Genomic DNA, 25,204 nt, shown 5'->3' with positions numbered 1-25,204 from the left:
CCGCATTCCCTAACGTCAGGGACGAGTCGTAACTACTCGATTTCGTACCTCGATTTTATAGTTAGTTTATTATTGTAGATTGTACATACCTCGATTCGGGTATGTTCAAAGAGAGCGTCTGGTATCCGAGTTCGCCGCGCAACGCGGCGGTTCTCGTGATGCTCGTCGGGATGGTACTGTTGCACCACACCTCACTGTTCGGACTGATGGACGCGGGCCTCCTGTTCGGGTGGCTGCCGATCCAGTTGGCCTACGACCTCGCCTACACCGTTCTCGCGGTGCTCCTGCTGTACTGGGTGTACACGGTCGCGCCGAAGGGCGAGGAGCGCGACGACGTCAGCACGCCGAACGAGCCCGCGTCGGGGTCGGAACGGTAGGTGATCGAGATGGTGGCACTGACGTCCGACATCACGCTGATCCTCGTCATCGTCGTCTCCTACCTCGCGCTGGTCCTCGGAGTGGGACAGTACGCCTCCAGCCGGACCGGCGGGTCCCGCGAAGAGTACCTGATGGCCAGTCGGTCCTTCGGGACGATCGTCCTGCTCGCGGCGCTGTTCGCGACGAATATGTCCGCGGTGGTGATGATCGGCGCGCCCGGGCTGGCCTACAACATCGGTCCGAACGCCTACGGCTACTTCATCGGCCTCCTGGTGTTCACGTTCCCGCTGCTCATGATGACCATCGGACACCGGGTGTGGCTCGTCGGCAAGCAGTTCGGGCACATCACGCCGGCGCAGGTGCTGAATCACCGCTTCGAGTCGACCTATCTCGGACTGTTCGCGATGCTGCTCTTCACGTTCTGGACGGTGCCGTACCTGCTCGTGGGCATCCAGGGCGGCGGGATCGCCTTCGAGGCGCTCACCGAGGGCTTCGTCCCCTACTGGGCGGGCGGGCTGATCATCACGCTCGTCGTGTTGGCGTACGTCTCCGCGGGCGGGATGCGGGGCACCGGGTGGACGAACGCCTTCCAGGGCGCGGTCTTCGTGATCGCGCTCATCGGCTTCGCGATCGTCATCCCGCAGCAACTCGGCGGCTTCCGAGCGGCCACGAGCGCCGCGCTGGAGGTCAACCCGGCGCTGCTGAACCGCGCGGACCTCCCGCCGCTCACGTGGAAGAGCTACACCTCGGTAGCCGTGTTGGTCTCCATCGAGACGTTCATCCTGCCGCATCTTTTCATCCGGTACATGACCGGGCGGTCCAGTCGCAAACTCCAGCGAACCGCCGTCGTCTACCCGATCGCGCTGATGCTGACCTGGGGGCCCGCCGTGATGCTGGGCTTCTGGGGCGTCGGTCAGTTCCCGAACATCGACAACCCCGACTTCATCCTCCCGGCGCTGATTCAGGCCAACTTCCCGACGTGGCTCGTCGGCCTCGCGCTCGCGGGGATCCTCGCCGCGCTGATGTCGACGCTCGACGGACAGGTGCTCACCCTGGCGACGATGCTCACCGAGGACATCCTCCGACCGTTCGTGGACATCACCGACCGGGCGGAGGTGCTGATGACGCGGCTTTTCATCGTCGCGATTCTGGCCGTCGCGTACGTCGCGGCGCTCCTGACCCGCGAGTCGATCATCGACACGACCATCTTCGCGTTCAGCGGCTACGCGCTGATGTTCTTCCCCATCGTGACCGCGCTGTACACCAGACGGGTCACGAAGCACGCGTCGGCGGTCGGGCTCGCACTCGGCTTCGCCGGTCTGTGGGGGTTCCAGCTCGGGATACTTCCGGGCAGTCTCACCTTCGGGTTCCTGCCCGTGATACCGCTGCTCGTGGTCCAGCTCGCGGCGATGCTCGTCGTCGCGCTCGCGACGTCGCCGCCGAGCGACGAACGGATCGACGCCTACGCGAATCTCTTCGAGGATTCCTGGTGAGCTGACTCCAAGATATATTTATATTCTCTTCAGGTACATAGCATATTAAAACCGATCAGACGCCTGTATTCGTCATATAAACCAAGTTCTTTCTACATCTGCCTGCACTCTGGAAAATATAAATAGGCTCGTCCCGCCCGGAGACCGGCGGTCTCAGTACCGATCGGCCAGCGCCGCTTCGAGGTCGTCGATCAGTCCCTCGTTGCCGACGTACACCGGCGTCCGCGCGTGGAGGTCGTCCTTCTCGACGTCGAGCAGCGATTTCCGGCCGTCCGAGGACGCCCCGCCGGCCTTCTCGAGGATGTATCCGACCGGGTAGCCCTCGAACTGTACGCGGAGTTTGCCCTCCGGCGCGTTCGTGAGCGTCGGGTAGCCGAAGATGCCGCCGTAGGTGAGTACCTGGTTCACGTCGCCGATCATCGCGCCGCCGTACCGGAGTTTCATCGAGGGGTCGGACTCGACCTCGGAGACGTACTCCTCGAACTCCTCCACCCAGTGGGGCACGCGGCCGCCGAAGCCGTACACCGAGGGGTTCTCGGGGAGCGTCAGTTCCTCTCGGACCACCTGATAGTCGCCGCTCTCGTGGATGACGTACTCGGTGACGGTCTCCTTGTTCGACCGGGCGACGATCATCGTCGTCGTCGCGCCGTAGAGGACGTACGCGGCGGCGACGATGTCCCGACCCGACGCCGGCAGGTCGTCGTCGTAGATGGCGACGATGGTGCCCATCGCGGCGTTCGGTTCGAGGTTCGAGGAGCCGTCCAGCGGGTCGACGCAGACCGAGAGCCCGGAGCCGACGTCCACGCCGGAGGCCCGCTCCTCGCTGGCGTAGACGCCGACGTTCGAGATCGAGCCGATGCGCTCTAAGAGGAGTTCGTCCGTGTAGACGTCCGCGGCCTTCTGTTCCTCGCCCGAGGGGTTCTTCCCCTCGATGGCGATGCGTCGGCCCGGCAGGCCACGCCGGACCTCCGGAGCGGTGCGCGCGACGGCGTCGAGGACGGCGTTGACGGTCTTTTGGGTCGATTCGGCGTCGGTCGAGCCGGAGTTTTCTTTCGTAGCCATCGGAGTACTCGTGTCAGTAACGGAGGTGTTCGTTAGTTGCGTATGCGGTGACTATATACATAAACTCTTTGTTGGCGAATATCCGTTCTCGAACGTCTGAACGGCCGTAGAAGACGTTCTAGTCGCCTGTACGCCCCGTTCTTCCGGTCGTATAAATATTTACTCGGAACGTTAATAGTCGGAAGCGGCGACCGGAAGGTCCATCGCGAAGAGCGGTATCGGCGTCACAGTGCCCCAATCGGTACCACGTCACTCACCGACCGGTGTCACGTCACGTTACTCGTGTTCGCGCGCGAGCCGACACCAGGTTTCGACCTCGTCGCGGCCCAGTTCGAGCGCGTCCGCGACGCTCTCTGGATCGGCCGTCGCGAGTCGACGGACCGACCCGATGCCCGCCCGACGAAGCGTCGCGGCGGCCCGCTCGTCGATGTCGTCGAGCGCCGTCACAGGCGTCGGCACGCTCTGCTCTCGCCAGGCGGATTCGGCGTCGACGTCGGAGCGCTCCACGCTTTCGTCGGATTCCGACGCGCCGACGCCCGCCCCGGTTCCGTCGCGCCACGCGGCCTCGCCGGCTGTCTGGGGACGGTCCTCCCCCCCGGACGGCGTCGCCGCGTCGTCGGTCCGCGCCCGCCAGGCCGCCTCGGCCTCCGTCGCGTCCCCTGACCCGTCGGTCTCGGTCGCGGCCGACTCGTCGGACCAGCCCGACGACGCCGCGATCCACGCCCGCTCGTCGTCGTCGAGGCCGCGGACCTGCGTAGAGCGCCGATCCAGGTCCGTCCCCCCGCCGTCGAGCGACCACGACAGCGAGTGTTCGCGCCTGATCTTCGCGGCGACGCCCGGGTTGACGCCCGCTTCCGTCAGATCCCGGTAGGCGACCCGTTTCTCGACCAGATCGGAGAGCGACACCGCGGAGTCGCGGAGGACGGCCGCGCTCTTCGGTCCGACGAACCGGACGTCCTCGAACGTCTCGGGGTCGGCCGTCTCCTCTCCGGACTCCGTCGGCGCCTCCCCGTCTCCACCCTCGTCGCCGGCGACCTCGCCGGCGGTCCCACGGTCGGCTTCGTCGGCGCTCCCGCTGTCGGCTTCGTCGGCGTTCCCAGTCTCGATACCGTCGGGGTCGGACCCCCCGCCGGAGACGGTGTTCCACGGGAGCGGGATCTCGAGGTCGTCGTCGCCGACATCCGGCACTGCGGACCAGCCGGATCCCTCTTCGGCGGTCGCGTCGCTTTCGCCCGCGTCGAACGCTCTTTCGTCCCCCTCGTCCTCGGTCACGCTTGCCTCCGTTCGGTTGTACCTCCACGGTGGAGAACTTCATACTGTCGACTGTGTGTTGTCACCAAATGACACGAAAGAAACCTCGTGACTCAGCCCGTATCAGAATCGATACCCGGCGGTCAGGTTTTATTCCCGCCGGATCCGTGGCGCTCGACAATGACGATGATACGCGCCGAGGGGCTCCGCAAGACCTACGGCGACTTCCCCGCCGTCGTCGGCAGCGACTTCGCCGTCGAGGGCGGCGAGATCTTCGGCATCGTCGGCCCGAACGGCGCCGGGAAGACGACGACGCTGAAGATGCTCTCGGGGCTGGTCGAGCCGACCGACGGGGTCGCCGAGGTGGCCGGCTACGACGCCGGCGACCCGGAGATGCGGCGGAACCTGGGCTTTCTCCCCGAGGAATCGCCGCTCTATGAGGACATGACGCCGCGGTCGTACCTGCGTTTCTTCGCCGACCTCTACGACGTCCCGCGCTCGGAGGCGAGGGAACGAACCGAGCGGACGCTGGACCGCCTCGAATTAGAGCACAGAGAGCGCCGCCTGGGAGACATGTCGAAGGGGATGAAACGGAAGGTCGCCATCGCTCGCTCGCTGGTCAACGACCCCGACCTCCTGATCTACGACGAACCCGCCTCGGGGCTGGATCCGCTGACGACGAACTACGTCCTGGAGTTCACACGCGAACTCGCCGACCGGGGAAAGACCGTCGTCTTCAGCGCGCACAACCTCTATCACGTCGAGAGCGTCTGCGACCGGATCGTGATCATGAACCGCGGCGAGATCATCGCCCGCGGGACCGTCCCCGAGATACGCGAAGAATACGGCGAGACGACCTACCACGTCTTCACGACGGTCCCGGTAGCGGGTTCGGAACCCGATCCGTCCGCGGGGAGCGTCCCTGCAGAGACGGACCGTCACCGGAGCGTCGTGCCCGATATGGACGCCGTCGAGGACGTCCGCGAGCGTGCCGCTGCCGACGGCGGCGAGGTGGTCGACATCCGAACGCGCGAACAGAGCCTCGAGGACATCTTCCTCGACCTCGCCAGCGGGGCGACGCCGGCGGCCGGTTCCGAGCGGGGGCGACGGCGGACAGCGTCGTCGACTGACGGGGGCAGCGAGCGGTGAAGCGCTCGCTTCGGGACCACCTCTCGTCGATCCGCCGGATCGCTCGCTGGGAGGTCTCGCGCTCGGCCGGCGTCGTCGACAGGCGGACGGCAGCTCTGGGTGTGCTCGCCCTGCTCTTGGCCGGCACGATCCTCGGAGCCGGCCTGCTCGGGGGCGGCGTCGCGCTCGACCGGGACGTCTACCGCGTGGGCGTCGCCGCCGACAGCCCGTACCGCGAACCGGTCGAGCGGAGCGTCGCCCTCGACGCTCGTTCGCCCGACCCGGACGCGCTCCGGGACGGCGACGTCGAGGTGCTGATTCGAGACGGCGAGTTCCGCGCCGTCGACACGCCGAAGGGGCGCGCGGCGCTCTCGGAGCTCCGGTCGGCGGTTCGGCGTCACAACTTCGAGCAGATGCGCGGCGAGGAGAACGGCTCGGCGGCCTTTCCCGTCGTGACCGTCCTCCAGTACGTCTCGCGCGACGACACGCTTCCCGACGAGGCGTTCGCCGACGGGGGCGGAGACGGCGAGGCCGTCGTCGATTCCAGCGGCGACGGCTCCGGCGGTGACGGCGACGACGGAGGCGGGGACGGGAGCGGCGACGGCGACGCCTCCACGACGAGCGGCGGGGGCGGCCCGCTGGGCGTGCCCGCGCTCTCGGGGATCAATCCCCTCGGCGGCGGTGGCTCCGGCTCGCCCGCCGACATCCAGCCTCCGTTCCCGTTCGGCTCGCTCGTGCTCGCGTTCGTCTTCCTCGTTCCGATGAACTTCGTCGTGCAGGCGTACGGCAGCACGATGCTCAACGAGCGGATCAACCGCCGCGGCGAACTGCTCCTCGTCGCGCCCGTCTCCCCGGGCGACATCGTCGCCGGAAAGACGCTGCCGTATCTCGGCGCGATGGTCGCGATCACGGCGCTCATCGCCCTCGGCGTCGGCGGGAGCCTCGTCTCCGTCGCGGCCGTGCTGCCGATCGCGCTGGTCTTCCTCGCGGCGACGTTCGCCGGCGCGATGTTCGCCCGGTCGTTCAAGGAACTCACGTTCGTCACGGTCACGGTCTCGGTCTTCCTGACGGCCTACACGTTCGTCCCGGCCATCTTCGCGAACGTCACGCCGATCGCGCTCATCTCGCCGCTGACGGTCGTCGTCCGCGACCTCCAGCCGCTGGAGTCGGTATCGCCCGGCGCGTTCGCCTTCGCGACCGCCCCGTTCGTCCTCTGTGCGGGCGTCCTCTTCCTGCTCGGGACCGGCATCTACCGCGAGGAGGACCTCTTCACCCAGCGCGCGGTGCCGCTGAAACTGCTCGACGCGCTCGACGCCCGGGTGTCGCGGCCGCGGGACGTCGCCGTCCTCTCGGGGCTGTCGATCCCGTTCGTGTTCGTCGCGGAACTGCTCGCCGTCGCTGTCCTGTTCGCCCTGCCCGTCTCGCTCACCGTGCCGCTTCTCCTCTTCGTGGTCGCCCTCGTCGAGGAGGTCGCCAAGAGCCTCCACGTCTACGCCGCATTCGAGAGCGGTACGTTCCCGCGCGTCGGACGCGTCGCGGTCGTCCTCGGCGCGCTCTCGGGGCTCGGATTCTTCGTCGGAGAGAAGTTCACCGCCGTCTCGCAGGTCGTGGGACTCCCCGAGTTGGCGCTCGGGCAGGCGGCCTTCGCGCCGTCGGGCATCGGCGTGTTCCCGGCCCTCGGCCTGCTGTTCGCACCGCTCGCGCTGCACGTCGTCACGGCGGGGCTGACTGCTCTCGGAGCGATGCGAGACCTCCGGTGGTACGGCGTCGCCTTCGTCGGCAGCGTGGCCGTCCACACGGCCTACAACCTCACGGTGGTGAGTTACTTTGGCTGACCGAGAGGACACGGTCGGAAGCGACCGCCCCGCTCCGCAGCCGGGAGCGAGCGGCGGGAAGCGGCGGGACCCCCGCATCACCATCGCCGGCCGCGAGTTCGACAGCCTCCGCAGGGAGAAGACGATCCTCCTGGCGCTCGCGCTGCAGCTTTTCATCGCGGCGTTCTCCTCGTTCCTCGTCGTCGGCCTCGTCTCGCTGTACGACCCGGGCGGGGTCGAGGGATACGAGGTCGACGTCGCGGTGACGGGCGACGCCGCCGAGGAACTGATCCGCGCCTCGCGGGAGGTCCGCGGCGTCGACGCGCGGTTCTACCGCTCGGAGGAGACGGCGATGCGCGCGTTCCACGAGTACCGCGCGACCGGCGTCGACGCGGTGCTCGTCGCGGAGACGCGCGACGAGCGGGTGTTCCTCAGGGCCGTCGCACCCGACTCGAACGTCCAGACGACGGTCGTCGTCGTCCAGTTGCGGGACGTGGTCCGGTCGTTCGAGCGGGCCGAGCGGACCGACCGCGCGGCGTACCTGGACTCGCTGCCGCTCGAACTGCCGCCGGAAGCCGCCTCCAGTCCGTACTTCGGGTTCACGTACACGGTGTTGCTCCCGCTTCTGCTCTTTCTCCCGGTCTTCATCTCGGGCTCCGTCGCCGTCGACTCCCTGACCGAGGAGATCGACCGCGGCACGCTCGAACTGCTCCGGGTCGCGCCCGTCTCGCTGATCGACGTCGTCGACGGGAAGCTTCTCGCGGCGGCCGGGCTGGCGCCGCTCCAGGCCGCGCTGTGGATCGGCCTCCTCGAACTCAACGGCACGAGCGTCGCGAACGTCCCCCCGCTCCTCGCGCTGGTCGCGGCGCTGGCGCTCCTGATCTGTGGGCTGGGTGCCGCGCTGGCGCTCCTGACGCCCGAACGCCGCGCGGCGCAGTTCCTCTACTCGATCGGCGTGCTCTTCGTCTTCGGCGGCACGGCGCTGCTCCCGAACGGGCCGATCAACGCCGCCGCGCGGCTGGCGATCGGCAGCGGCGGGACGGCCGAGTACCTCTCCGTCGCCGCCGTCGTCGTCGGGTCGGTCGTCGTCTACGGCGGGCTCCGCCGTCTCGTCGGGCGGCTCGACGCCGACGACCTCGCGTGAGGCGTTCGGACGGGCCCGGACCCGCCTTTAGCTCCCCGGTCGAAGCCGGAACGCACACAAAGCCCGGTCCAGAAGAGGGGCTTATGGGACTCGGAGGAACGGCGAAGAAGCTCCAGAAAGTGACAGATATGGCCGAGGACGTCTACACGCGGCTCAACGACCTGCGCGATCAGGTCATCGAGATGCGGGAGACCACCCAGGAGACCAAAGAGCGCGTCGACCGCCTCGAACGCGAGAGCGCGGAGATGCGCGCGCTCCTCGAGGCGCTCGCCGAGGAGGAGGGCATCGACGTCGAGAGCGTCTCCGCGGACGCCCACATCTTCGAGGCCGAGGCCTCGGGCGAGGGGCCCGGCGCCGACGGGGACACGGCCGCGGACGAGGCGTCGGTCGATCCGTCCTCGACGAAGACCGACGCCGGCGAGTAGTCGTTTCGGGGACACACGGCGAGCGCGTCCCGGGACCGACTCGCCCGGACGCGCGGTCGGCTACTCTGCGAGACGCGCGTGCTCGACTTTCATACACTTGTCCTGGACGAAACCGAGGCCGGCCGCCGACGCCCGCTCGCCGGCCTCGTCGTCGGTGATGCCGAGCTGGAGCCACACCGAATCGACGTCGCCGACGGACTCGTGTCGCTCGATCGCTTCGTCGACGATCCCGCCGGCCTCCTCGCTCGGCCTGAACACGTCGACGACGTCGATCTCGACCTTCTCGGGGACGTCCGCGAGCGAGTCGTAGGCGGTCTCGCCGAGGATCTCGTCGGCGAAGGGGTTCACCGGGACGATCCGGTACCCGTTGCGCTGGAGGTACGCGGGGATGTCGTGGGCGGCCTTCCCGGCCGTGGTCGAACAGCCGACCACCGCGACGGTCTCGGCGTCCAGTACCGCTCGGAGTTCGTCGTCTTCGGTGATGACCATACGTGAACGGACGTTCGGGGGACGTAAAATACTGCTGCGGCAGTGCGGACCGGACGTACGTCTCGGGGGCGCAGACGCTTCTTCGGCCGATCACCTCAGGGAACGGATCACCGCTTCCGTGCGCGTCGATCGGCGTTACCGGGCGTTTCGACCGAGCAGCACGTACAGGACGAGTCCCAGAATCGGGGCCAGAAAGACGACGATCGCCCAGAGGAACGCCGGGTGCGTGCTGTTCTTCTTCGCGTCGGTGTACGTCCACACGATCATCGCGATCCCGACGAGCAGAAAGAGGAGTCCGATCACCACGCCGACCGCGCCGGCAGCACCTTGAAGCAGTACAGTGAATGACATACCGATCCCGATGGAACTACGCCAAAAATAGTTTCTGGTCCTTCCGGTCCCCGGCGGTTCCGAACGCGCGACCGCGGCTTCGGAACCGTCAGTCGCCCGCGAGCCGAACCGAGGGCTCGCGGTCCTCGTAGGTCGTGACGATCCCGTCGAACAGCTGTTTCAGCGTGTTCATCGTCTGGTCGTCGTGGGCGCTCGCGTCGATGGCGAACACGCCGAGCCCGTCGACGCTCTGGACTCGGCCGGTGAACACGTGGAGGAAGCGGAACACCGTCTGCAGGTCCGCGTACATCAGAAGCGTCGACAGCGAGTGCAACATCACGCGGTTCCGCTCGATGCCGCGGTCCTGATAGAAGGCCTGCAGGAACTCCGAGAGCTTGATCCCGATCCCCGTCATGTCCACCGGCGAAGAGGTGTATTTGATCCGGTCGTCGTCGCGGACGTCGCCGACGCCCTGCTGGCGCGTGACGCAGTCGACGACGGCCACCGGGCGGTCCTCGTACGCGGTCCGCTTCGCGAAGTCGTTCAACACGCGGTCGGCTCCGTCCTTCGTGGTGACGATGATCGCGCCCTCGCCTTGGTCGGTTCCCGAAGCCAGGACGTCCAAACAGAGGGACCGTTTCCCCGACAGCGGTGGCCCGCTCACCAGGATGTTCGTCCCCGGAGGGACCTCTCTGTCGAGGTCCGGGCCGAGGTCATACATCCGGATTCCTCGGCGTCGAGCCGGCTGCAGGAGCGACAGTGGTCGTTCGGTGGATCGACTCGCCGGGAGTCATTTGACGAGTATACCATACTGGGTGCACATAATATTCTTTTTGATTGTGACGGGTTCCGCGGTGAGAATTTCCGACACCGGTGCCACGGTGCCGCCGGACGGTTTATCTCCCAAATCGGGCCGTGAGACGCCCGTCCGTCGACGCACTCAGCGTCGATACTCACACGGTTCCAACGGGTACTCACAGGTTCCAACGGATTCTCACACGGCTCCAACGATCTCGACGGCACGCCCGGCCACGAACGCGGCCGCGGCCAGGAACATCCCCCGTTTCAGTCGTCGCTGGGCGATCGACGGCGCCGAGAACGACGCCCGGACCGCGGCGAGCATCACGCCGTCCGCCGGGAGCACGAGCAGCAGATAGACGATCCCGAAGGTGTCCATCAGAAACGGGACGGCGCTCGCGAGCACGGCGACGCCCATCACGACGGCACCGACCCGGAGCGCCGCCCGCTCGCCGACGACGATCGGCAGCGTCCTGAGCCCTTCCTCGCGGTCGCCGGAGACGTCTTCGACGTCCTTGACGATCTCGCGCGTCAGCGTCGCCAGCGCGGCGAGCGCGAACAGCACCAGGACGGCGGGATCCGCGAGTCGTCCGACCGCGGCGGCGCCGAAGAGGAACGTCGATCCGGTCAGATACGAGACCACCGCGTTTCCGACGCCGGGTAGCCCTTTGAAGACCTCCGTGTAGGCCACGAGCGCGAGGAGGTTCACCACGGCGATGGCGACGGCGAGCATCGGGAGCGCCAGCGCGGCGGCGACGGCACCGAGAAAGAGCGCGACGCTGAACGCGAGCGCCCCGCGTGCGGAGACCGCCCCGCGGGGGATCGGCCTGTCGGGGCGGTTGATCCGGTCGATGTCGCGGTCGAAGTAGTCGTTGACCGCGTTGCCCGCGGCCGTCGCGAAGACCGTCGCCGCCACGGCAGCGACGACGGCGATCGGACCCAACCCGATCCCGGCGGCGACGAACGCGCCGGTGAACGTGAGCACGCCCGCGGCGACCGCGTTCCCGGGACGCGTCAGTTCGAGCAACCCGCGAACGGTCGCTCGGTCCGGACCGGACGATGCCATACCTATCCGGTGACCGCGGCTTCGAGATAAAGGACGCGGACTGGACCGCGGGGCGCTCCCGCCCGAACCGTCTGCGCCCCAATCCTTAGAACGATGCCGGCAGTAACGGTCGCAACGGAGATCCCGTGCGTCGGCGGATTTCCCCGTTCGCGACGATTTAAAACGGGTTCCACCGCTTGCGACGCTTCAAGGCGGATTCCAGACCGATGACCCACGACTTCCACCCGCGGACCCCCGTCGATTCCCACCATCCCGGCCCGCCGCGGTTCGTCCACGTCGGTGAACCGATTCGGGACCCGGTGTTCGTCCTCGGGGCCGACACCACCGGGACGGGCGTCGACGTCGCGGTCGGACCGGACGACCGGGACGGTCTCGCACCGCGCGTCCCGGAACTGCGGGCGACCCCCGGACCCTACGCCCGAAACGACTTCGAGTGGGACGTCGTTTCCGTCCCCGCCGAAAGCGACGGCGACGTGCTCTCTTTCGCCACGTCGACGACGGCGCTCCCCAGGTACGACCACGGGCTCGATCACGTCGCCGAGTTCGAGGCCGACGCCCCCGGCGAGTACGTCCTCGCCCTCGACGCGCCGGACGGCGTCCACGAGCTGACCGTCTTCGCCTTTCCCGAACGCGAGACGACCGAGTCGCGGCCGCGGCTGGAACTCGACGGGAGATTCGATCCGTCGACCGGAGGGTTTCACGTCGAATCGAACGCCGCGCTCGCCCCGGGGAGCGACGCCGCGATCGGAGCGCCGGTGGTCGTCTTCCTGGCGGACGACCGCGATCCGCTCGCGACCGACGCGATCGAAACGGCGGCGGACGGCCGCTCTGCGACGGTCCCGATCGAGGCGCTCGACGGCGAGCGGGGTCGAGTCCACGCGGCGGCCTACGACGGTCACACCGCGAGCGTGCAGGACGTGATCGAACTGTCGCCCGACGGGGCGATCGACCGTCCGAACCGGCCTCCGGAGTGGCTCCGGGACGCGGTCCTGTACCAGATCTTCCCGCGGTCGTGGGCCGGAGAGCGCGCAGAGACCACGTTCGAGACGCTCGTGAGGGGCGACGAGTCGACCGGAGCCCGGGGCGTCGAGTACCTCGCGGAACTCGGCGTCGACGTCGTCTGGCTCACGCCGGTCGTCCCCGCCGTGAGTCCGACGCGGGAGTACCCGCCCGGCGGCCCGCACGGGTACGGAACGCTCGATTACTTCGGAATCGCGCCCGACCTCGCGCCGCCGGAAGCGGATCCACTCGACGCCTACGGCGAGTTCGTCGACGCCTGTCACGACCGGGGGATCAGAGTCGTCTTCGATCTGGTGGTCAGCCACGCGGGGCTGGGCATCGACGAGTTCACCTCGTCGATCGCGTGGTCGACCGGGTCGGTTCCGAACGACGGCGATATCGACGGGTTCCGGATCCTCCGGTGGGATCGAGACGCCCGCACGTTCGACTGGTGGGACCGCGCGGACGTTCCTCGGTTGGCCTCCGACGGGACGATCCTCGAAGCGGCCCCGCGTTCGACCGGGTTCGCCGGCAGTCGGTGGATGCCGAACTGGAACTACGACAACGTCGCCGCCCGGGAGTACGTGCTCGCCGTCGCGGACTTTTGGTCCCGCGAGGTCGGCGTCGACGGGTTCCGGTGCGACATCGCCTTCGGCGTCCAGCACGGGTTCTGGAAGGAGCTTAGAGAACTGGTCAAGGCGAACGACGGCGAGTTCGTCCTGCTCGACGAGGCGATCCCGAACGACCCGTCCTTCTCGGCGTCGGAGTTCGACGTGCACGTCGACACGACCGGGTTCACGGACGCCGCACGAGACCTCGTTCGGTGGCTCGCGCGTCGTCCCGGCGGATCTCCGTCTGACTCGACTGCCCGGCGTTCCGAAACCACCGACGGGAAGGAGCCCGCGTTCGCGGCCGCCCGCAGATCGCACCTCGAATCCGGGGACCACCCACACCCGCAAGACCTCGTCGAGGCGGTCCTCGAACGCCGAGAGCAGGGCCACCCCGACTATTCCCTGCTGCTCAACAGCGTCGAGAACCACGACGAACACCGCCTGCTCAACGCCGCCGCGGTCGATCCGCTGGACCCCGACTGCGACGACCTCACGGACGCCGAGTGGGAGCGGGCCGCCGCGCTCCAGCGGGCCTGCTTCGCCGCCGCGGTGACGCTGCCCGGGGTCCCGACCGTCTACTACGGCGCGGAGCGGGAGATCAGCCGCTACGGGGCGGGACGCGTCCACGACGCCGACGATGCCGACGACCGCGGAGTGCGGTCGAACGGCGAAATCGACCCGGACGCCGACGTCCGCCCCGGCGGCCGGCAGCGGGCGTTGATGAACTGGGAGCGATACGACGGGGACCACCTGACGTTCTATCGGGGGCTGATCGATCGGTATCACGACCTCGACGCGCTGCACGCCGACGCCGCGCTCGAACCGCTCGACCGGCCGTCCGACGCGGCCGCGACGCTCTTCGTCCGGGACGCGAGCGACGTCGACGGCGCCGATCCCGAACGTGTGCTCGTCGTCCTCAATTTCGAGGCTGACCCCCTCCTCGTCGATCTCCCGGCGGGGACCGACCCGGAGAACCTGGTGGCGGACGTCGATCGGGCCGATTCCGTCGACGGCGACGAGCGGGTGGATTCCAGATCGACGGCGGCCGTCGGGACGGTCGGCGTGTTCGCGATCGAGGAGCCGCTCGACGAGACGCCGACGGTTCGAACGAACTCGGACGCCGCGTAGCGATCGAGGCGACAGCGCGGGCCGGATCCCGTGCGCCACCCTTCGATACCGGCGCAACGACTTTCCGCTCTCGGCTCCCTCTTCCGCTATGAGTTCCCCGTTCGAACGCTCGGAGATCCGCCAGGGGATGGGCGTCGGGAGCGCTCTCGTCATCGCGTTCGTCGCCTTCACGTTCTTCGAGGGGACGACTCGGTGGCTCCTGCTCGGCGTCGCCGCCGTCGAACTGGTGGTCGTCCCACGGGTGCTGAAGGGGGCCTAGCCTAGAGATTGGCCGAGGTTCTCCAACCTCGCTACGTTCGGCAGAAGAGCCGGAGGAGAGGATCGTGAACCACGGTCGGCGCGAGGCGCCTCCCTGGTTCAAATCCTCCGTGGCTTCCGCTGCTCACAATTGTTCGCAGCAGAAAGCCGGAGGAGGGATTTGAACCCTCGACCTATTCCTTACGAAGGAATCGCTCTGCCAGCTGAGCTACCCCGGCGCGGTCGTCGAGACGCACTCGTCCGTACTGCGATGAGTAAAATAAGGCTTCCGAATCAGTGTTCGGTCAGACGGACGTCGAGGCAGACGTTGTACTCGTGTGGGGCGTACGAGCGCACGACGCGCTCGGTTTCGACGGTCACCGCGTAGTCATCGTCGGCGTCGGCGACGGCCTCGCGGATGGCGCGCTCGCCCGGACCGAACGGGTCGTCCTCGTGCTGGATGTCGTAATAGTGGAGGACGCATTCTTCTCCCGCCAGTTCGACGGCCGTCTCGAGGAAGTCGCCGGCGCTGTGCGGGAGGTTCATCACCAGTCGATCCGCCCACCCAGCGTACTCCTCGGTGAGGTCTCGGACGTCGCCCTCGACCGCAGTCAGGCGGTCCTCGACGCCGTTCCGGCGGGCGTTCTCCCGGAGGTACTCCACGGCCACCGGGTTGAGGTCGCAGCCGACGACCTCCGCGCCCCGGCCGGCCATCGGGACCGCGAACGGCCCGACGCCGGCGAACATATCGATCGCGCGCTCGTCGGCGGCGACCTGCGAGACAACGCGGTGGCGCTCGGTCGCGAGTCGCGGGGAGAAGTACACCTCCGCGATGTCGAGGGCGAACTCGTGGCCGTACTCGCGGTGGACCGTCTCCGTCGACTCGCCGACCAGGACGTCCCACTCGCGAACCCGGAGTTCGCCCTTCACCTTCGAGGCGCGGTTCACCACCGTCCGCGCGCGGAGGTCGGAGTCGACGATGGCGTCGGCGATCCGGCGCGCCCGCTCGGCGTCGTCCTCGTCGAGGATCACGACGTCGCCGAGGCGCTCGTAGGAGGGCTCGAACCCCAGCAGATCCGCGGGCGTCGTCTGGGTTTCGCGGGCGGGGACGTCGCGGTCGACGACCTCGTACCCCGCCGGGACCCTCGCGGGGTCGACGACGGGGATGTAGAGGTCGCCGGACTCGACCGTGATCTCGTGCTCGCGGTCGACGAGGTCGCGATCCGCCAGCGCGGTACGGGTCGCCTCGCCCTCGCTGGTCGGGACGCGGACGCAGGGGACTCCCATACCCGAGCGTGGCGAGTGACCGGAGTAAGCGTGACGTTTCCCGGCTCACAGAGATGCAGGCCGAAGCCACGACCTCACTCGCGGGCTTCCCACCCCGACGGTACGACCAGCACCGGCGTCTCCGAGAGGCGGAGGACCTTCTCGGCGACGCTCCCCAGGACGAACCGCTCGACGCCGGTTCGGCCGTGCGTGCCGAGCACCGCGAGGTCGGCGTCGAGACTCTCGCAGTAGTCGACGATGACTCGGTGCGGGACGCCGTGTTCGACCGCCTCCTCGACGCGAACGCCCGCGGCGTCGCCCAGCGCGACGACCCGGTCGACCGCCTTCCGCGCCGCTTCCTCCTGTGCTTCGACCGTCTCACTCGACCGGATGCGACCCTTCGGGACGACGGACAGCGCGTGGGCGACGGCGTCGAACTGACCCGTCAGGTTCACGCCCAGGCGCTCTGCGGGCAGGGCCGCGTCGCTGCCGTCCGTCGGCACGACGATGTTCTCGTAGGGGCGTCTTCCGGTTGCACCGGTCCGCACGGTGAGCACGGGGACCGGCGAGAGGCGGACGACCTTCTCGGCGACGCTGCCCAGGACGAACCGCTGGAGTCCGCGCCGTCCGTGCGTTCCCATCGCCACGAGGTCGATGTCGTCGTCTGCGACGGCGTCGAGGATCTCCTCGTGCGGAAAGCCCGTCTCGACTGCCGTACTGGCTTCGACGCCGGCGTCCCGAACGCGGGCCGCCGCCTCCTCGACCACCGCCTCGAGTTCTTCTTCGACTTCCTTGCGCTCTGTCACCGTGGAGAGTACGTAGGGATCGACCACCGAGAGGAGACGGATCTCGGCGCCCACCGCTCCGGCGAGGGATATCGCGTGATTGAGCGCCGCATCCGCACCCTCGCTCCCGTCGACCGGGACCAGGATTCGTCGGAGTTCGACGGCCGCCTGCTGGCTCATACCGGAGGGTTCGCGAGGCACCGAAAAAAATCCGACCCATACGAGCGGTCGGGCATCCCACCCCGGCCGAGGGGCACGACGATCACTGACCGCTGGGACCTCTCCCGCCGCCGACGCGGTCGAGATACGACTCGACGGCCGCGGCGGCCGCCTCGGGGTCGGTGTAACTGTCTCCGAGGCCGACCGCAAGCCGCCGCCACTCGCCGCCGTCGCGGACGAAGACGTCGACCCACCAGTACAGCGACAGCCCCCTGGAGAACTCGACGACGCGGACGCGGTGGGCGCCACCGCTACTCTCGTACACCGCCGTCCGGTCGCCCGAGCGCGCCGACCACCCGGCCGGGAGATCGACGCCGTAGGAGTCCGCCGACTCCGAGCCGCTGTCGTCGGGTTGGGAAGGTTCGTCACCGTCGTCGGACCCGGAACGGCCGTCGTTGTGCGATAATCGGGACCGGCCGTCGCTATCCCCGGGTCCGAAGCGGCCGTCGAGGTGGACCGACGGGAGCCCGTCGTCGGCCGAAACGGTCTCGTCGCCGGGCCGGTCCGCGGAATCGATCGCGTCCTCCTCGTGGTTCATCGGCGTCACTCGTCGGTGGCGACCCCGGAACTCGTGGCTCCCGGTTCGTCGTTCGAGGCGGCGGGCGACGGGAGGATCGACCGGGAGGAGTTGGTGACGACGAGGAGGCTGCTCGCGCCCATCGCGACGGCGGCCAAGAGCGGGTTGAGCAGGCCGGCGATCGCCAGCGGGACGGCCACGAGGTTGTACACGAACGCCCACCCGAGGTTCTCCCGGATGCGGCGGTGCGTCCCGCCGGCGACGTCGAACACGTCGGAGACGGCGTCGAGTCCGCGGTCGACGATCACGGCGTCGGCCGCGCTGCCGGCGAGGTCGGTGCCGGAGCCGAGCGCGATCCCCACGTCCGCCGTCGCGAGCGCCGGCGCGTCGTTGGAGCCGTCGCCGACCATCGCGACGGTGCCGCGGTCGCGGAGACGGCCCACCGTTTCGGCCTTCGCCTCCGGTGGCACGCCGGCGAACACCTCGTCGACGGCCGGGTGACGCTCGAACTGCGCCGCCGCCCGTTCGTCGTCGCCGGTGAGCACGACGATCTCTCGGTCTCCCCCGAGGTCTGTGACGACTCTGTCCCACTCGGTCCGCGGCGCGTCGCCGACCGCGAGGAGGGCGCGCGCACGGCCGCCCCAGCCGACGAGCGCCGGCACGCGCCCGTCCGCCCGAACCGCGTTCGCCGACGTCGCGAGTCCGTCGGGGATCTCCATCCCGCGCGATTTCAGGAGGTCGGGGTGCCCGACCGCGATTTCGGTCTCCCCCTCTCTACCCGCCGCCGGACCGCCGTAGTTCGTCAGGTCGACGTCCCCCGTCACGCCCTTCGGGTGCGTCTCTGGGTCGCGCACGTCAGGGAGCGCCTCGGGACCGGCCTCGACGACGGCCCCGGCGATCGGGTGCGAGTCGTACCGCTCGACCGCGGCGGCGAGTTCGAGCGCCACCGCGACGCCGCCGTCTGGGTCACCGACTCCGAAAGCGCCCTCGCTGTCCTCGAAGTCGGCAGCGCTCTCGCCGTCCTCGCGGTCATCGAACCCGCTCTCGACGTCCCGGTCGCCGTGGTCTCCGAGGGCGCGGTCGACCTCGCCGCCGTCGGGCGCGGCCCCGACCCGCTGTGGCGACCCGGCGTCGCCCGAGCGGTCTTCTCCGCGAACGTCGACGACCCGCATCCGGCCGTCGGTCAGCGTCCCGGTCTTGTCGAAGACGACCACGTCGGCGTCGGGGACCTCCTCGAAGACGGCGTCCGAGCCGACGACGATGCCCGCGTCGGCGGCATCGCGGACGCCCGCGGCCACGGCGAGCGGCGTCGCCAGTCCGAGCGCGCAGGGACAGGAGACGACGAGCACGGTGAGCCCGGTCAGGACCGACGCCGCGAGCGGCGCCCCGGTCGCGAGGAGCCCCGCAGTCGTCAGGGCCGCGAGCGTCAGGACGAGCGGGACGAACACCGTCGCGAGCTTGTCCGCGAGCCGCTGGGCGCCCGAGCGCGAGGACTGGATCCGCCAGAGCCGCTCGACCAGCCGATCGAGCGTGCTGTCGGCGGTCTCGCCCACCTCGACGGTGATCGGATCGTCGGTGACGACGGTCCCGCCGAGGACGTCGTCGCCCGGGACGCGCCGGTCCGGCAGCGACTCGCCCGTGACGAGCGACTCGTCGACCGCGGCGCTCCCGTCGGCGACGACGCCGTCGACGGGGATCCGCTCGCCCGGCCTGACGAGTACCCGATCGCCGGACGTCAGGTCCTCGACGGGGACCGTCTCCGTCGCTCCGTCCGGCCGGAGCCGGGTCGCGTCCTCGACGCGGGCGCTCGTCAGGTCCGTCAGCCGACTCGCCGCGCCGCGTTTGATCCGGTCCTCGTAGTAGTTGCCGACGGTGACGACGAGGACGATGGCGACGCTCACGTCGAAGTAGACGTGCGTCCGCCCGGCGAGCATCGCGCCGACGCTGAAGACGTACGCCGCGACGGCCGCGAGGGCGACGAGGAGGTCCATGTTCGGCTGGCCCGCGCGGACGCTGACGTACGCCCCGCGGAGGATCGGATAGCCCGTGTAGAACAGGACGATCGAGGACATCACCCAGACGTTCCCGAGGACGTAGAGGCCGTCGAACCCGCCGAGGTCGACGAGCGGTTCGAAGCCGAGGTAGGTGGGGTACAGGAAGACGGCGTACCAGACCATCACCATCATCCCGAAGACGCCGCCGCCGATGAGGAACGACGCCAGCCCCGACCGGTCGTCGTCGGTCGTCGCCTCCGGATCGTCGACGTCGTAGCCGTACCGGCCGAGGTGGTCGCCGAGTTCGTCGACGTCGGTCCGTTCGGGGTCGTACGTGACAGAGAGCATATCCGTCGCGTAGGACGCCTCGGCCGCGTAGACGCCGTCGTCCTTTTCGGAAGTGGACTCGATGAACGTCTCGCAGGTCGCACAGTGCATCCCGTCGACCGAGAGGTACGTCTGTTCGGCGTCCTCCGGCGGATCGGCACCTTCCGGCGGATCCGCGTCGGCGGCGCCGTCGGTCCCCGTCCCGGCCGGGATTCCCGCCTCCTCGGCACCGAGCGCTCCCGCCAGGTCGGACTCCGCGGCGTCGGCGGCCGCCTCGGGGCCGCCGAGCGCCCGCGACACCTCCAGGCAGCCGCGACAGCAGTACGTTCCCCCGACGTCCTCGCCGGTCAGCGGCGGGTCCGGCGTCGGCAGATCACAGAGCGAACACGTCGCTGCGTCGTCGTCGTCACTCATCGGCCCGCTCCGGCACGTCTCGTGTGGGTCTGCCATTCGTTCTCCCGTGTGACCCCGGGCGTCGGGGGCGCGAGGGCCTCCCGTGTGGTCCCGTCTGTCGGGTGTGCGATGCTCGCATCCGTCCGCCCCAGCGCGCCGTTTGCGCGCTTCGACGTACGTGTCTCTACGCGGAGAATCATAGTGCTATCCCAGCGGCTGATAGATCGGGACCATCGGGTGGGGGATGTGGATGCCGACGAGCATCAGGCCGTGCGCCAGCGGCAGATACCCCAGGAGGAGAAACGCCGCCCCGAGGACGCGGTGCAGCGACCGGCGACGGCCCGCCGAGAGCGACCCCAGCGCCGTCCCGTAGACGAACAGCGTCGGGAACGTCCCGAGTCCCAGGAGCGAGAGGAGGAACGCCGCGCGGACCGGATCGCCGATCACGAACGCGTACAGGTACGCTGGGAACGTGATCGGACAGGGGAGGAACGCGTGTCCGAAGCCGAGCCCGGCGATTCTGGCGTCGCCGACGAGGGCGTCGACTCGACTCGTGAGCGCGGTGCTCACGCGGGTGAACACGGCCGAGAGTCGCCCCGGCAGACGCACCGTTCCGCCGGTTCCGCCGCGGAGGTAGGAGACGCCAGTCACCATAATGAGGGTGCCGACGAGGATTCCGGTCGCCGCCCTGATTCCGTTTCCGAACGCGACGACCGAGTCCGCCGCCCCGACCGCGACCGCGCCGACGAGTGCGAGCACGGCTCCGACGATCGCGTATCCACCGGCCCGTCCGAGGTTGAACAGGGCGTGCTGTCGGACCTGCCGGAGCGACAGTCCGACGTCAGTGTCCTCAGTCGCTTCGAGCCGGTCGGCGTAGACGCTCACGAGCGGGCCGCACATCCCCAGACAGTGTGCACCGCCGAGCGCACCGATGACCAGAAAGACGCCCGCCTCGACGTTCGAAGCGGCGAGGTCGCCGACGTCGACTGCAGAAAGGGGGACGATGCCGAACACCGGATCGCCGAGCGACAGTGCGGACACGGCCGATCAGAGCGCTTCGTCGCCCGCGTTCTCGACGCCGTTGTCGGCGGTGTGTCCTTCCTCCTCGGTCGGCGACATCAGGAGATAGAGACTCACGGCGATAATGACGACGTTGACCAGCGTGATCGCGCCTGCCCACCAGGTCCGGAAGAGTCCGAAGGCGAGGACAGGTAAGAACGCTAGTAACGCGACCATCCCGGCGAGTCGTGGCGTCAGTTCCATACCCCTACGTTCGACCCAGTTTGATTCCGCATTTCGCCGATTCCCACAACGTAGGAATCTCTCTGCTCGTTAAAGAACGTCCCGTCGATAGGGAGCAGTATGTCAGCGGAGTCGGACACGGAGCCAGGAGACGTTGCGACCCCGTCGGGGGACGCAGCCAGCGAGAACGGACCACCGATTCCCGACCCCGAGTCGGTCGACGACGAGGGGTACGTCATCGGGTCGGGCCGGTCCGGAATCGTCCGGCGGATCGACCACGACGACTTCGATCCGGTCGGGACGCTCGTCCTCATCGCGATCTACATGGTCATCGTGGGCGCGATGTGGATCTTTATGTACTTCGTCGAGTTCCTGGGCGGCGATCTCACGGTGATCGGGTGATATAATGGAGATACACAGGTACGAAAAGATCTGGCTCGCGGGCGCACTGCTTCTCATCGTCGGGTTCATCGCCACGGTCTCCTACGGCGCGGTCGGCGCGGGTATCGCGATGGTCGACGACGAGGGAGGACAGGTGGATCCGGCCTCGCTCGACGATCACCCGCGGTTCGGGGAGCCCGGGACCTACCAGTCGGGCGAGAACGAGTACGACGTCTACGTCGTCGCCAGGCAGTTCCTCTTCGAGCCGGGCACGTCGGAGCCGATCCGCGTGCCAGCACATTCGACGGTGACGTTCCACGTGACCTCACCCGACGTGATCCACGGGTTCGAGATCGTCGGGACGAACGCGAACACGATGGCGATTCCCGGCCAGGTGGCGACGATCACCGTCGAGTTCGGCGAACCGACCGAGTACGGACTCCTCTGTAACGAGTACTGCGGGAGCGCCCACCACGCGATGGAGGGGAAGATCGAAGTCGTCCCGCAGAGCGAGTGGAACGAGAGTATGGTGGTGAACTGAGATGGCCACGTTCGTCGACAACTACCCGGACGAAGCGAAGGTCGTACAGGCGTCGTTCGCGGTCGCGTTCGTCGCGCTCGGCATCGGCGCGCTCTTCGGACTGATCCAGGCGCTCCACCGGACGAACGTGCTCCGCGTCATCGACTCGGTCGACTACTACACGCTCCTGACGGCCCACGGCGTCCTGCTCGCGTTGGTGTTCACGATCTTCTTCCTCGTCGGGCTGTTCACCTGGGCGGTCACCCGGAGTTTCGACCGGCCGCTTCCGGACATTCGGTTGACCTGGGCGTGGTTCGGGCTGATGACGACCGGCACGGTGCTGGCCACGGTCGCCATCGTCGCCGGGCTGTTCCCCGAGATCCCGATGAGCGCGGACGTGCTCTACACGTTCTACGCGCCGCTGCAGGCGCACCCGATCTTCTACATCGGGCTGGCGATGTTCATCATCGGCACGTGGATGGCGGGGGCGGACTGGTTCCTCACCTACCGCGGCTGGCGGGGCGAGAACCCGGACAGCCGGATCCCGCTGCAGGCGTTTATGGTCCTGACGACGATGATCATGTGGTACGTCTCGACGCTCGGGGTCGCCGTCTCGGTCGTGTTCTTCCTCATCCCGTGGTCGCTCGGCCTCATCGAGACGGTCAACCCGCTGCTCACGCGGACGCTCTTTTGGTACTTCGGCCACCCGGTCGTCTACTTCTGGCTGATGCCCGCGTACCTGCTGTGGTACACGGTACTGCCGAAGCTCTCCGGCGGGCGGCTGTTCAGCGACCCGCTCGCGCGCGTCGTCTTCGTCCTGTTCGTCCTGCTGTCGACGCCGGTCGGGATCCACCACCAGTACGTCGACCCCGGCATCGCGGAGGGGTTCAAGTTCATCGCGATGACGAACACGATGTTCCTGCTGCTGCCGTCGCTCCTGACGGCGTTCACCGTCGTCGCGAGCGTCGAGCACGGCGCGCGCCAGCGGGGCGGTGAAGGGTACCTCAGCTGGCTCGGCGCGCTGCCGTGGCGCGACCCGGCCTTCGCCGGGATGGCGCTCGCGGGGCTGATGTTCGCCGCCGGCGGCTTCTCGGGGATGATCAACGCCGGGATGAACATCAACTACCTCGTCCACAACACGCTGTGGGTTCCGGGACACTTCCACATGACCGTCGGGACCGCCGTGGCGCTGACGATGATGGCGGGGACCTACTGGCTCCTGCCGCAGCTCACCGGAAAGGCGGTGTACAGCCGTCCGATCGGTCTCCTTCAGGTGATCCTGTGGTTCATCGGGATGGTCTTTATGTCCAACGCGATGCACCGCGCCGGCCTCTTCGGCGTCCCGCGGCGCACCGCCGAGCCGCAGTATCAGAACTTCGACTTCGCGGCGGCCGTCGGCAGCGTCGGCGAGATCAGGATGCAGATCGCCTTCGGCGGCCTGCTCCTGTTCCTCAGCGTCGTGCTGTTCCTGTTCAACGTCGCCGCGACGTGGGCGGACGACCGCGTCGACACGCCCGTCGACGACACGATCCCCGAGCCGCTCTCGCCGTCGAGCGGCGCCCCGCTCGTCCTCGACAACCTCGCGCTGTGGACCGGCATCGCGGTCCTCCTGGTCGTGCTCGCCTACACGCTGCCGCTCGCGAGCATCGTCAACGACGCCGGCCTCCTCGGGAGCAGCCCCGGGTTCCCGGTGACGATCTCCCTGGAGTGGGTGGTCGACGCCACGGTCGGCGCCCTCGGGAACCTCTCGCTCGACTCGCTGGCCGGCGTCGCGCCGGCCGACACCGTCGCGGACCGCCTCGCGGAGGTGCGTCGCTGATGCGTCGGATCTCGCCGGCGCTCTTCTTAGTGCTCGTGGCCTTCACCGTCCCGGTCGCGGTCGAGTTCCGGACGGTAGCGGGGTTCTTCGGGATCGAACTGCCGTTCGTCGCGGTCATCGCCTTCGAGGCGGTGTTGCTGGCGGTCATCACCGCGATCTACGTCCTCGGGCGCCTCACGCCGGACGAGGAGGACGAGGGCGCGGCGACCCCGTAGTCGGCTGGCGAAGAACGCTCGGGTCTAGCGATCCAGTTCCTCTCGCACTCCGGCGCTCGACTCGACCGGTGCAGGACCGCGCGAACGGTTCGCCTCGACCGACACGGACCGTCTCAACCGCCCGCCCCGATCCAAACAGATCCACCGATGACCCAACGCCAACGCTCGACGCTTCGCGCATCGGTTCCGCGACCGGCACAGTCGACCGTGCTGCTCCTGGGTACCCTGCTGGCCGTCGAGTCGGTTCTCGTGGGTACGTATCTCCTCGCGACCGACGCCGCGGTGCTGTCGTTACGGTACCTGCTCTACCCGTTCGTCTGGATCAACCTCGCCGTCCTCGCGGTCCGCGCCGTCGACGTTCCCGTACCGGCGGACCGCCGCTCGGTCGGTGCGGCCGTCGTCGCCGCCGGCTACCTGCTCGTCCTCGCGTGGACGAGCGGGCTCGTCGGGGCGGGATCGGGCGGCGCGCTCTCGTTCCGAATCGCGCCGGCGATGCCCGGATGGGGGCCGGTGTTACTCGTCGGCGGTCCGGTGTCTATCGCGCTGATTCCGTTCGAGACGGTCGGCTACGTCGCGCTCGCGATCTTGGTCTACGTCGGCGTCGGCCGGGCCGCGGCCGGCGTCCTCTCGGGGCTCGTCGGCCTCGTGACCTGCGTGAGTTGCGTCGGTCCCGTCCTCGCGGCGGTCGTCTCCGGGCTCCTCGGCGGCGCGTCGACGGCGGCCGCCGGTGGCGCGTCGGCGACGATCCTCGGCGTGACGACGGGCGCGTACGCCTACGATCTCTCGACGGGGCTGTTCGTCCTCACGGTCGCCGCGCTGTGGGCGACGCTCCGCTAGTCTACGGTCCCGATCCGTGCCCGATCCGTGCCCGATCCGTGCCCGACCTCTGCCCTTGCCCGCCCGGAGCGATAGGGCCCTCCTCAGGATCGCTGGACTCCGTCGAGGGACTCGGCCAACGCTCGCATCGCCTCGGTCTTCTCGTCGACGTAGACGGGACAGCTCCGGGAGTCGTCGACGGTCTGTAAGACCGACTGTCGGTAGTCGTGGGTGCAGGAGGCCGTGAAGGCGTTGCGGTGGGGACAGGCCGAACAGCACTGCGGGAACGGGAGGTCGGCGCTCGCCATTGGTTGGTCATTGGTACCACGACACAGTAAGTAAGCCTTACGCCGCGGC

General features: G+C 68.6%; 26 protein-coding genes and 1 tRNA gene. 13 read left to right on the top strand and 14 right to left on the bottom strand.

The window, feature by feature from the left end:
* Positions 1-101: 101 nt before the first annotated feature.
* On the top strand, positions 102-377 hold the full coding sequence (locus tag DV707_RS09160) for a hypothetical protein (protein WP_103992253.1): 276 nt from the start codon (positions 102-104) through the stop codon (positions 375-377).
* Positions 378-389: 12 nt separating this feature from the next.
* Complete coding sequence (locus tag DV707_RS09155; RefSeq protein WP_160113938.1) at positions 390-1,871, top strand: sodium:solute symporter family protein; 1,482 nt, start codon at positions 390-392, stop codon at positions 1,869-1,871.
* 153 nt (positions 1,872-2,024) lie between these two features.
* On the opposite strand, the gene DV707_RS09150 is transcribed toward DV707_RS09155, so the two are convergent.
* Positions 2,025-2,933, bottom strand: a complete 909-nt coding sequence (locus DV707_RS09150; RefSeq protein WP_103992251.1) for a class 1 fructose-bisphosphatase — start codon at positions 2,931-2,933, stop codon at positions 2,025-2,027.
* 276 nt (positions 2,934-3,209) lie between these two features.
* On the bottom strand, positions 3,210-4,205 hold the full coding sequence (locus DV707_RS09145; RefSeq protein ID WP_200820908.1) for a DUF7409 domain-containing protein: 996 nt from the start codon (positions 4,203-4,205) through the stop codon (positions 3,210-3,212).
* Between the two features lie 165 nt (positions 4,206-4,370).
* Here DV707_RS09145 and DV707_RS09140 point away from each other — a divergent pair, with 165 nt between their 5' ends.
* The 4 genes from DV707_RS09140 (at position 4,371) to DV707_RS09125 (ending at position 8,695) form a co-directional block, all read left to right on the top strand.
* Entirely contained in the window at positions 4,371-5,333 is a 963-nt protein-coding gene (locus tag DV707_RS09140) for an ABC transporter ATP-binding protein (RefSeq protein WP_103992310.1), read from the top strand.
* Positions 5,330-7,147 carry an ABC transporter permease family protein gene (locus DV707_RS09135; RefSeq protein WP_103992250.1) on the top strand — a complete coding sequence of 606 codons (1,818 nt, stop codon included), beginning with the start codon at positions 5,330-5,332 and terminating at the stop codon, positions 7,145-7,147. Before DV707_RS09140 ends, DV707_RS09135 begins: the two co-directional genes overlap by 4 nt.
* Positions 7,148-7,223: 76 nt before the next feature.
* On the top strand, positions 7,224-8,270 hold the full coding sequence (locus DV707_RS09130; protein WP_235010805.1) for an ABC transporter permease: 1,047 nt from the start codon (positions 7,224-7,226) through the stop codon (positions 8,268-8,270).
* An 83-nt stretch (positions 8,271-8,353) separates the two neighbouring features.
* Positions 8,354-8,695 carry a DUF5798 family protein gene (locus DV707_RS09125; RefSeq protein ID WP_103992248.1) on the top strand — a complete coding sequence of 114 codons (342 nt, stop codon included), beginning with the start codon at positions 8,354-8,356 and terminating at the stop codon, positions 8,693-8,695.
* Positions 8,696-8,755: 60 nt separating this feature from the next.
* Here DV707_RS09125 and DV707_RS09120 read toward each other — a convergent pair whose 3' ends face one another.
* The 4 genes from DV707_RS09120 to DV707_RS09105 all read right to left on the bottom strand — a co-directional run bounded on the left by DV707_RS09120 (position 8,756) and on the right by DV707_RS09105 (position 11,378).
* Positions 8,756-9,184: a CoA-binding protein gene (locus tag DV707_RS09120; protein ID WP_103992247.1), complete on the bottom strand. Its 429-nt coding sequence runs from the start codon at positions 9,182-9,184 to the stop codon at positions 8,756-8,758.
* A gap of 135 nt (positions 9,185-9,319) precedes the next feature.
* Positions 9,320-9,535, bottom strand: coding sequence for a PLDc N-terminal domain-containing protein (locus DV707_RS09115; protein WP_103992246.1), 216 nt, complete (start codon positions 9,533-9,535; stop codon positions 9,320-9,322).
* A gap of 88 nt (positions 9,536-9,623) precedes the next feature.
* Positions 9,624-10,235: an RAD55 family ATPase gene (locus tag DV707_RS09110; protein WP_103992245.1), complete on the bottom strand. Its 612-nt coding sequence runs from the start codon at positions 10,233-10,235 to the stop codon at positions 9,624-9,626.
* Positions 10,236-10,508: 273 nt separating this feature from the next.
* Positions 10,509-11,378: a geranylgeranylglycerol-phosphate geranylgeranyltransferase gene (locus tag DV707_RS09105; RefSeq protein WP_103992244.1), complete on the bottom strand. Its 870-nt coding sequence runs from the start codon at positions 11,376-11,378 to the stop codon at positions 10,509-10,511.
* A gap of 206 nt (positions 11,379-11,584) precedes the next feature.
* Here DV707_RS09105 and DV707_RS09100 point away from each other — a divergent pair, with 206 nt between their 5' ends.
* Both DV707_RS09100 and DV707_RS18615 read left to right on the top strand, forming a co-directional pair.
* Positions 11,585-14,116 (top strand): alpha-amylase family glycosyl hydrolase, encoded by a 2,532-nt coding sequence (locus DV707_RS09100; protein WP_103992243.1) that lies wholly within the window; start codon positions 11,585-11,587, stop codon positions 14,114-14,116.
* Between the two features lie 88 nt (positions 14,117-14,204).
* The gene (locus DV707_RS18615; protein ID WP_170216829.1) at positions 14,205-14,375 is read left to right on the top strand and encodes a hypothetical protein; all 171 of its coding nucleotides are present in this window, start codon (positions 14,205-14,207) and stop codon (positions 14,373-14,375) included.
* A gap of 144 nt (positions 14,376-14,519) precedes the next feature.
* Here the strand turns inward: DV707_RS18615 and DV707_RS09095 are convergent.
* From DV707_RS09095 to DV707_RS09065, 7 genes are all read right to left on the bottom strand, one after another.
* Positions 14,520-14,592: transfer RNA gene (locus tag DV707_RS09095), tRNA-Thr, on the bottom strand.
* A 55-nt stretch (positions 14,593-14,647) separates the two neighbouring features.
* The gene (locus tag DV707_RS09090) at positions 14,648-15,640 is read right to left on the bottom strand and encodes a class I SAM-dependent methyltransferase (protein ID WP_103992242.1); all 993 of its coding nucleotides are present in this window, start codon (positions 15,638-15,640) and stop codon (positions 14,648-14,650) included.
* A gap of 74 nt (positions 15,641-15,714) precedes the next feature.
* Positions 15,715-16,584, bottom strand: coding sequence for a universal stress protein (locus tag DV707_RS09085; RefSeq protein WP_103992241.1), 870 nt, complete (start codon positions 16,582-16,584; stop codon positions 15,715-15,717).
* A gap of 82 nt (positions 16,585-16,666) precedes the next feature.
* Complete coding sequence (locus DV707_RS18810) at positions 16,667-17,161, bottom strand: hypothetical protein (protein WP_200820907.1); 495 nt, start codon at positions 17,159-17,161, stop codon at positions 16,667-16,669.
* A gap of 5 nt (positions 17,162-17,166) precedes the next feature.
* Positions 17,167-19,911 (bottom strand): heavy metal translocating P-type ATPase, encoded by a 2,745-nt coding sequence (locus DV707_RS09075; RefSeq protein ID WP_103992240.1) that lies wholly within the window; start codon positions 19,909-19,911, stop codon positions 17,167-17,169.
* Between the two features lie 147 nt (positions 19,912-20,058).
* Positions 20,059-20,859 carry a sulfite exporter TauE/SafE family protein gene (locus DV707_RS09070; protein WP_103992309.1) on the bottom strand — a complete coding sequence of 267 codons (801 nt, stop codon included), beginning with the start codon at positions 20,857-20,859 and terminating at the stop codon, positions 20,059-20,061.
* A 42-nt stretch (positions 20,860-20,901) separates the two neighbouring features.
* Entirely contained in the window at positions 20,902-21,117 is a 216-nt protein-coding gene (locus tag DV707_RS09065; RefSeq protein WP_103992239.1) for a hypothetical protein, read from the bottom strand.
* A gap of 99 nt (positions 21,118-21,216) precedes the next feature.
* Between DV707_RS09065 and DV707_RS09060 the strand changes: the two genes are divergently transcribed.
* The 5 genes from DV707_RS09060 (at position 21,217) to DV707_RS09040 (ending at position 24,868) form a co-directional block, all read left to right on the top strand.
* Positions 21,217-21,498 (top strand): ba3-type terminal oxidase subunit CbaD, encoded by a 282-nt coding sequence (locus tag DV707_RS09060; protein WP_235010798.1) that lies wholly within the window; start codon positions 21,217-21,219, stop codon positions 21,496-21,498.
* Between the two features lie 4 nt (positions 21,499-21,502).
* Positions 21,503-22,018, top strand: coding sequence for a cytochrome c oxidase subunit II (locus DV707_RS09055; protein WP_103992238.1), 516 nt, complete (start codon positions 21,503-21,505; stop codon positions 22,016-22,018).
* A 1-nt stretch (position 22,019) separates the two neighbouring features.
* Positions 22,020-23,816: a b(o/a)3-type cytochrome-c oxidase subunit 1 gene (locus DV707_RS09050; protein WP_103992237.1), complete on the top strand. Its 1,797-nt coding sequence runs from the start codon at positions 22,020-22,022 to the stop codon at positions 23,814-23,816.
* Positions 23,816-24,031 carry a CbaC protein gene (locus DV707_RS09045; protein WP_103992236.1) on the top strand — a complete coding sequence of 72 codons (216 nt, stop codon included), beginning with the start codon at positions 23,816-23,818 and terminating at the stop codon, positions 24,029-24,031. Before DV707_RS09050 ends, DV707_RS09045 begins: the two co-directional genes overlap by 1 nt.
* Positions 24,032-24,178: 147 nt before the next feature.
* A complete protein-coding gene (locus DV707_RS09040) occupies positions 24,179-24,868 on the top strand; it encodes a DUF7546 family protein (RefSeq protein WP_103992235.1) in 690 nt (229 codons plus the stop codon).
* Between the two features lie 83 nt (positions 24,869-24,951).
* On the opposite strand, the gene DV707_RS09035 is transcribed toward DV707_RS09040, so the two are convergent.
* Complete coding sequence (locus DV707_RS09035) at positions 24,952-25,155, bottom strand: hypothetical protein (RefSeq protein ID WP_103992234.1); 204 nt, start codon at positions 25,153-25,155, stop codon at positions 24,952-24,954.
* Between the last annotated feature and the right edge of the window lie 49 nt (positions 25,156-25,204).

The sequence above is a fragment of the Halobellus limi genome (genome assembly GCF_004799685.1).
In the GTDB taxonomy this organism is placed as follows: Archaea; Halobacteriota; Halobacteria; order Halobacteriales; family Haloferacaceae; genus Haloquadratum; species Haloquadratum limi.
This window is presented reverse-complemented; position numbering and strand designations above follow the sequence as displayed.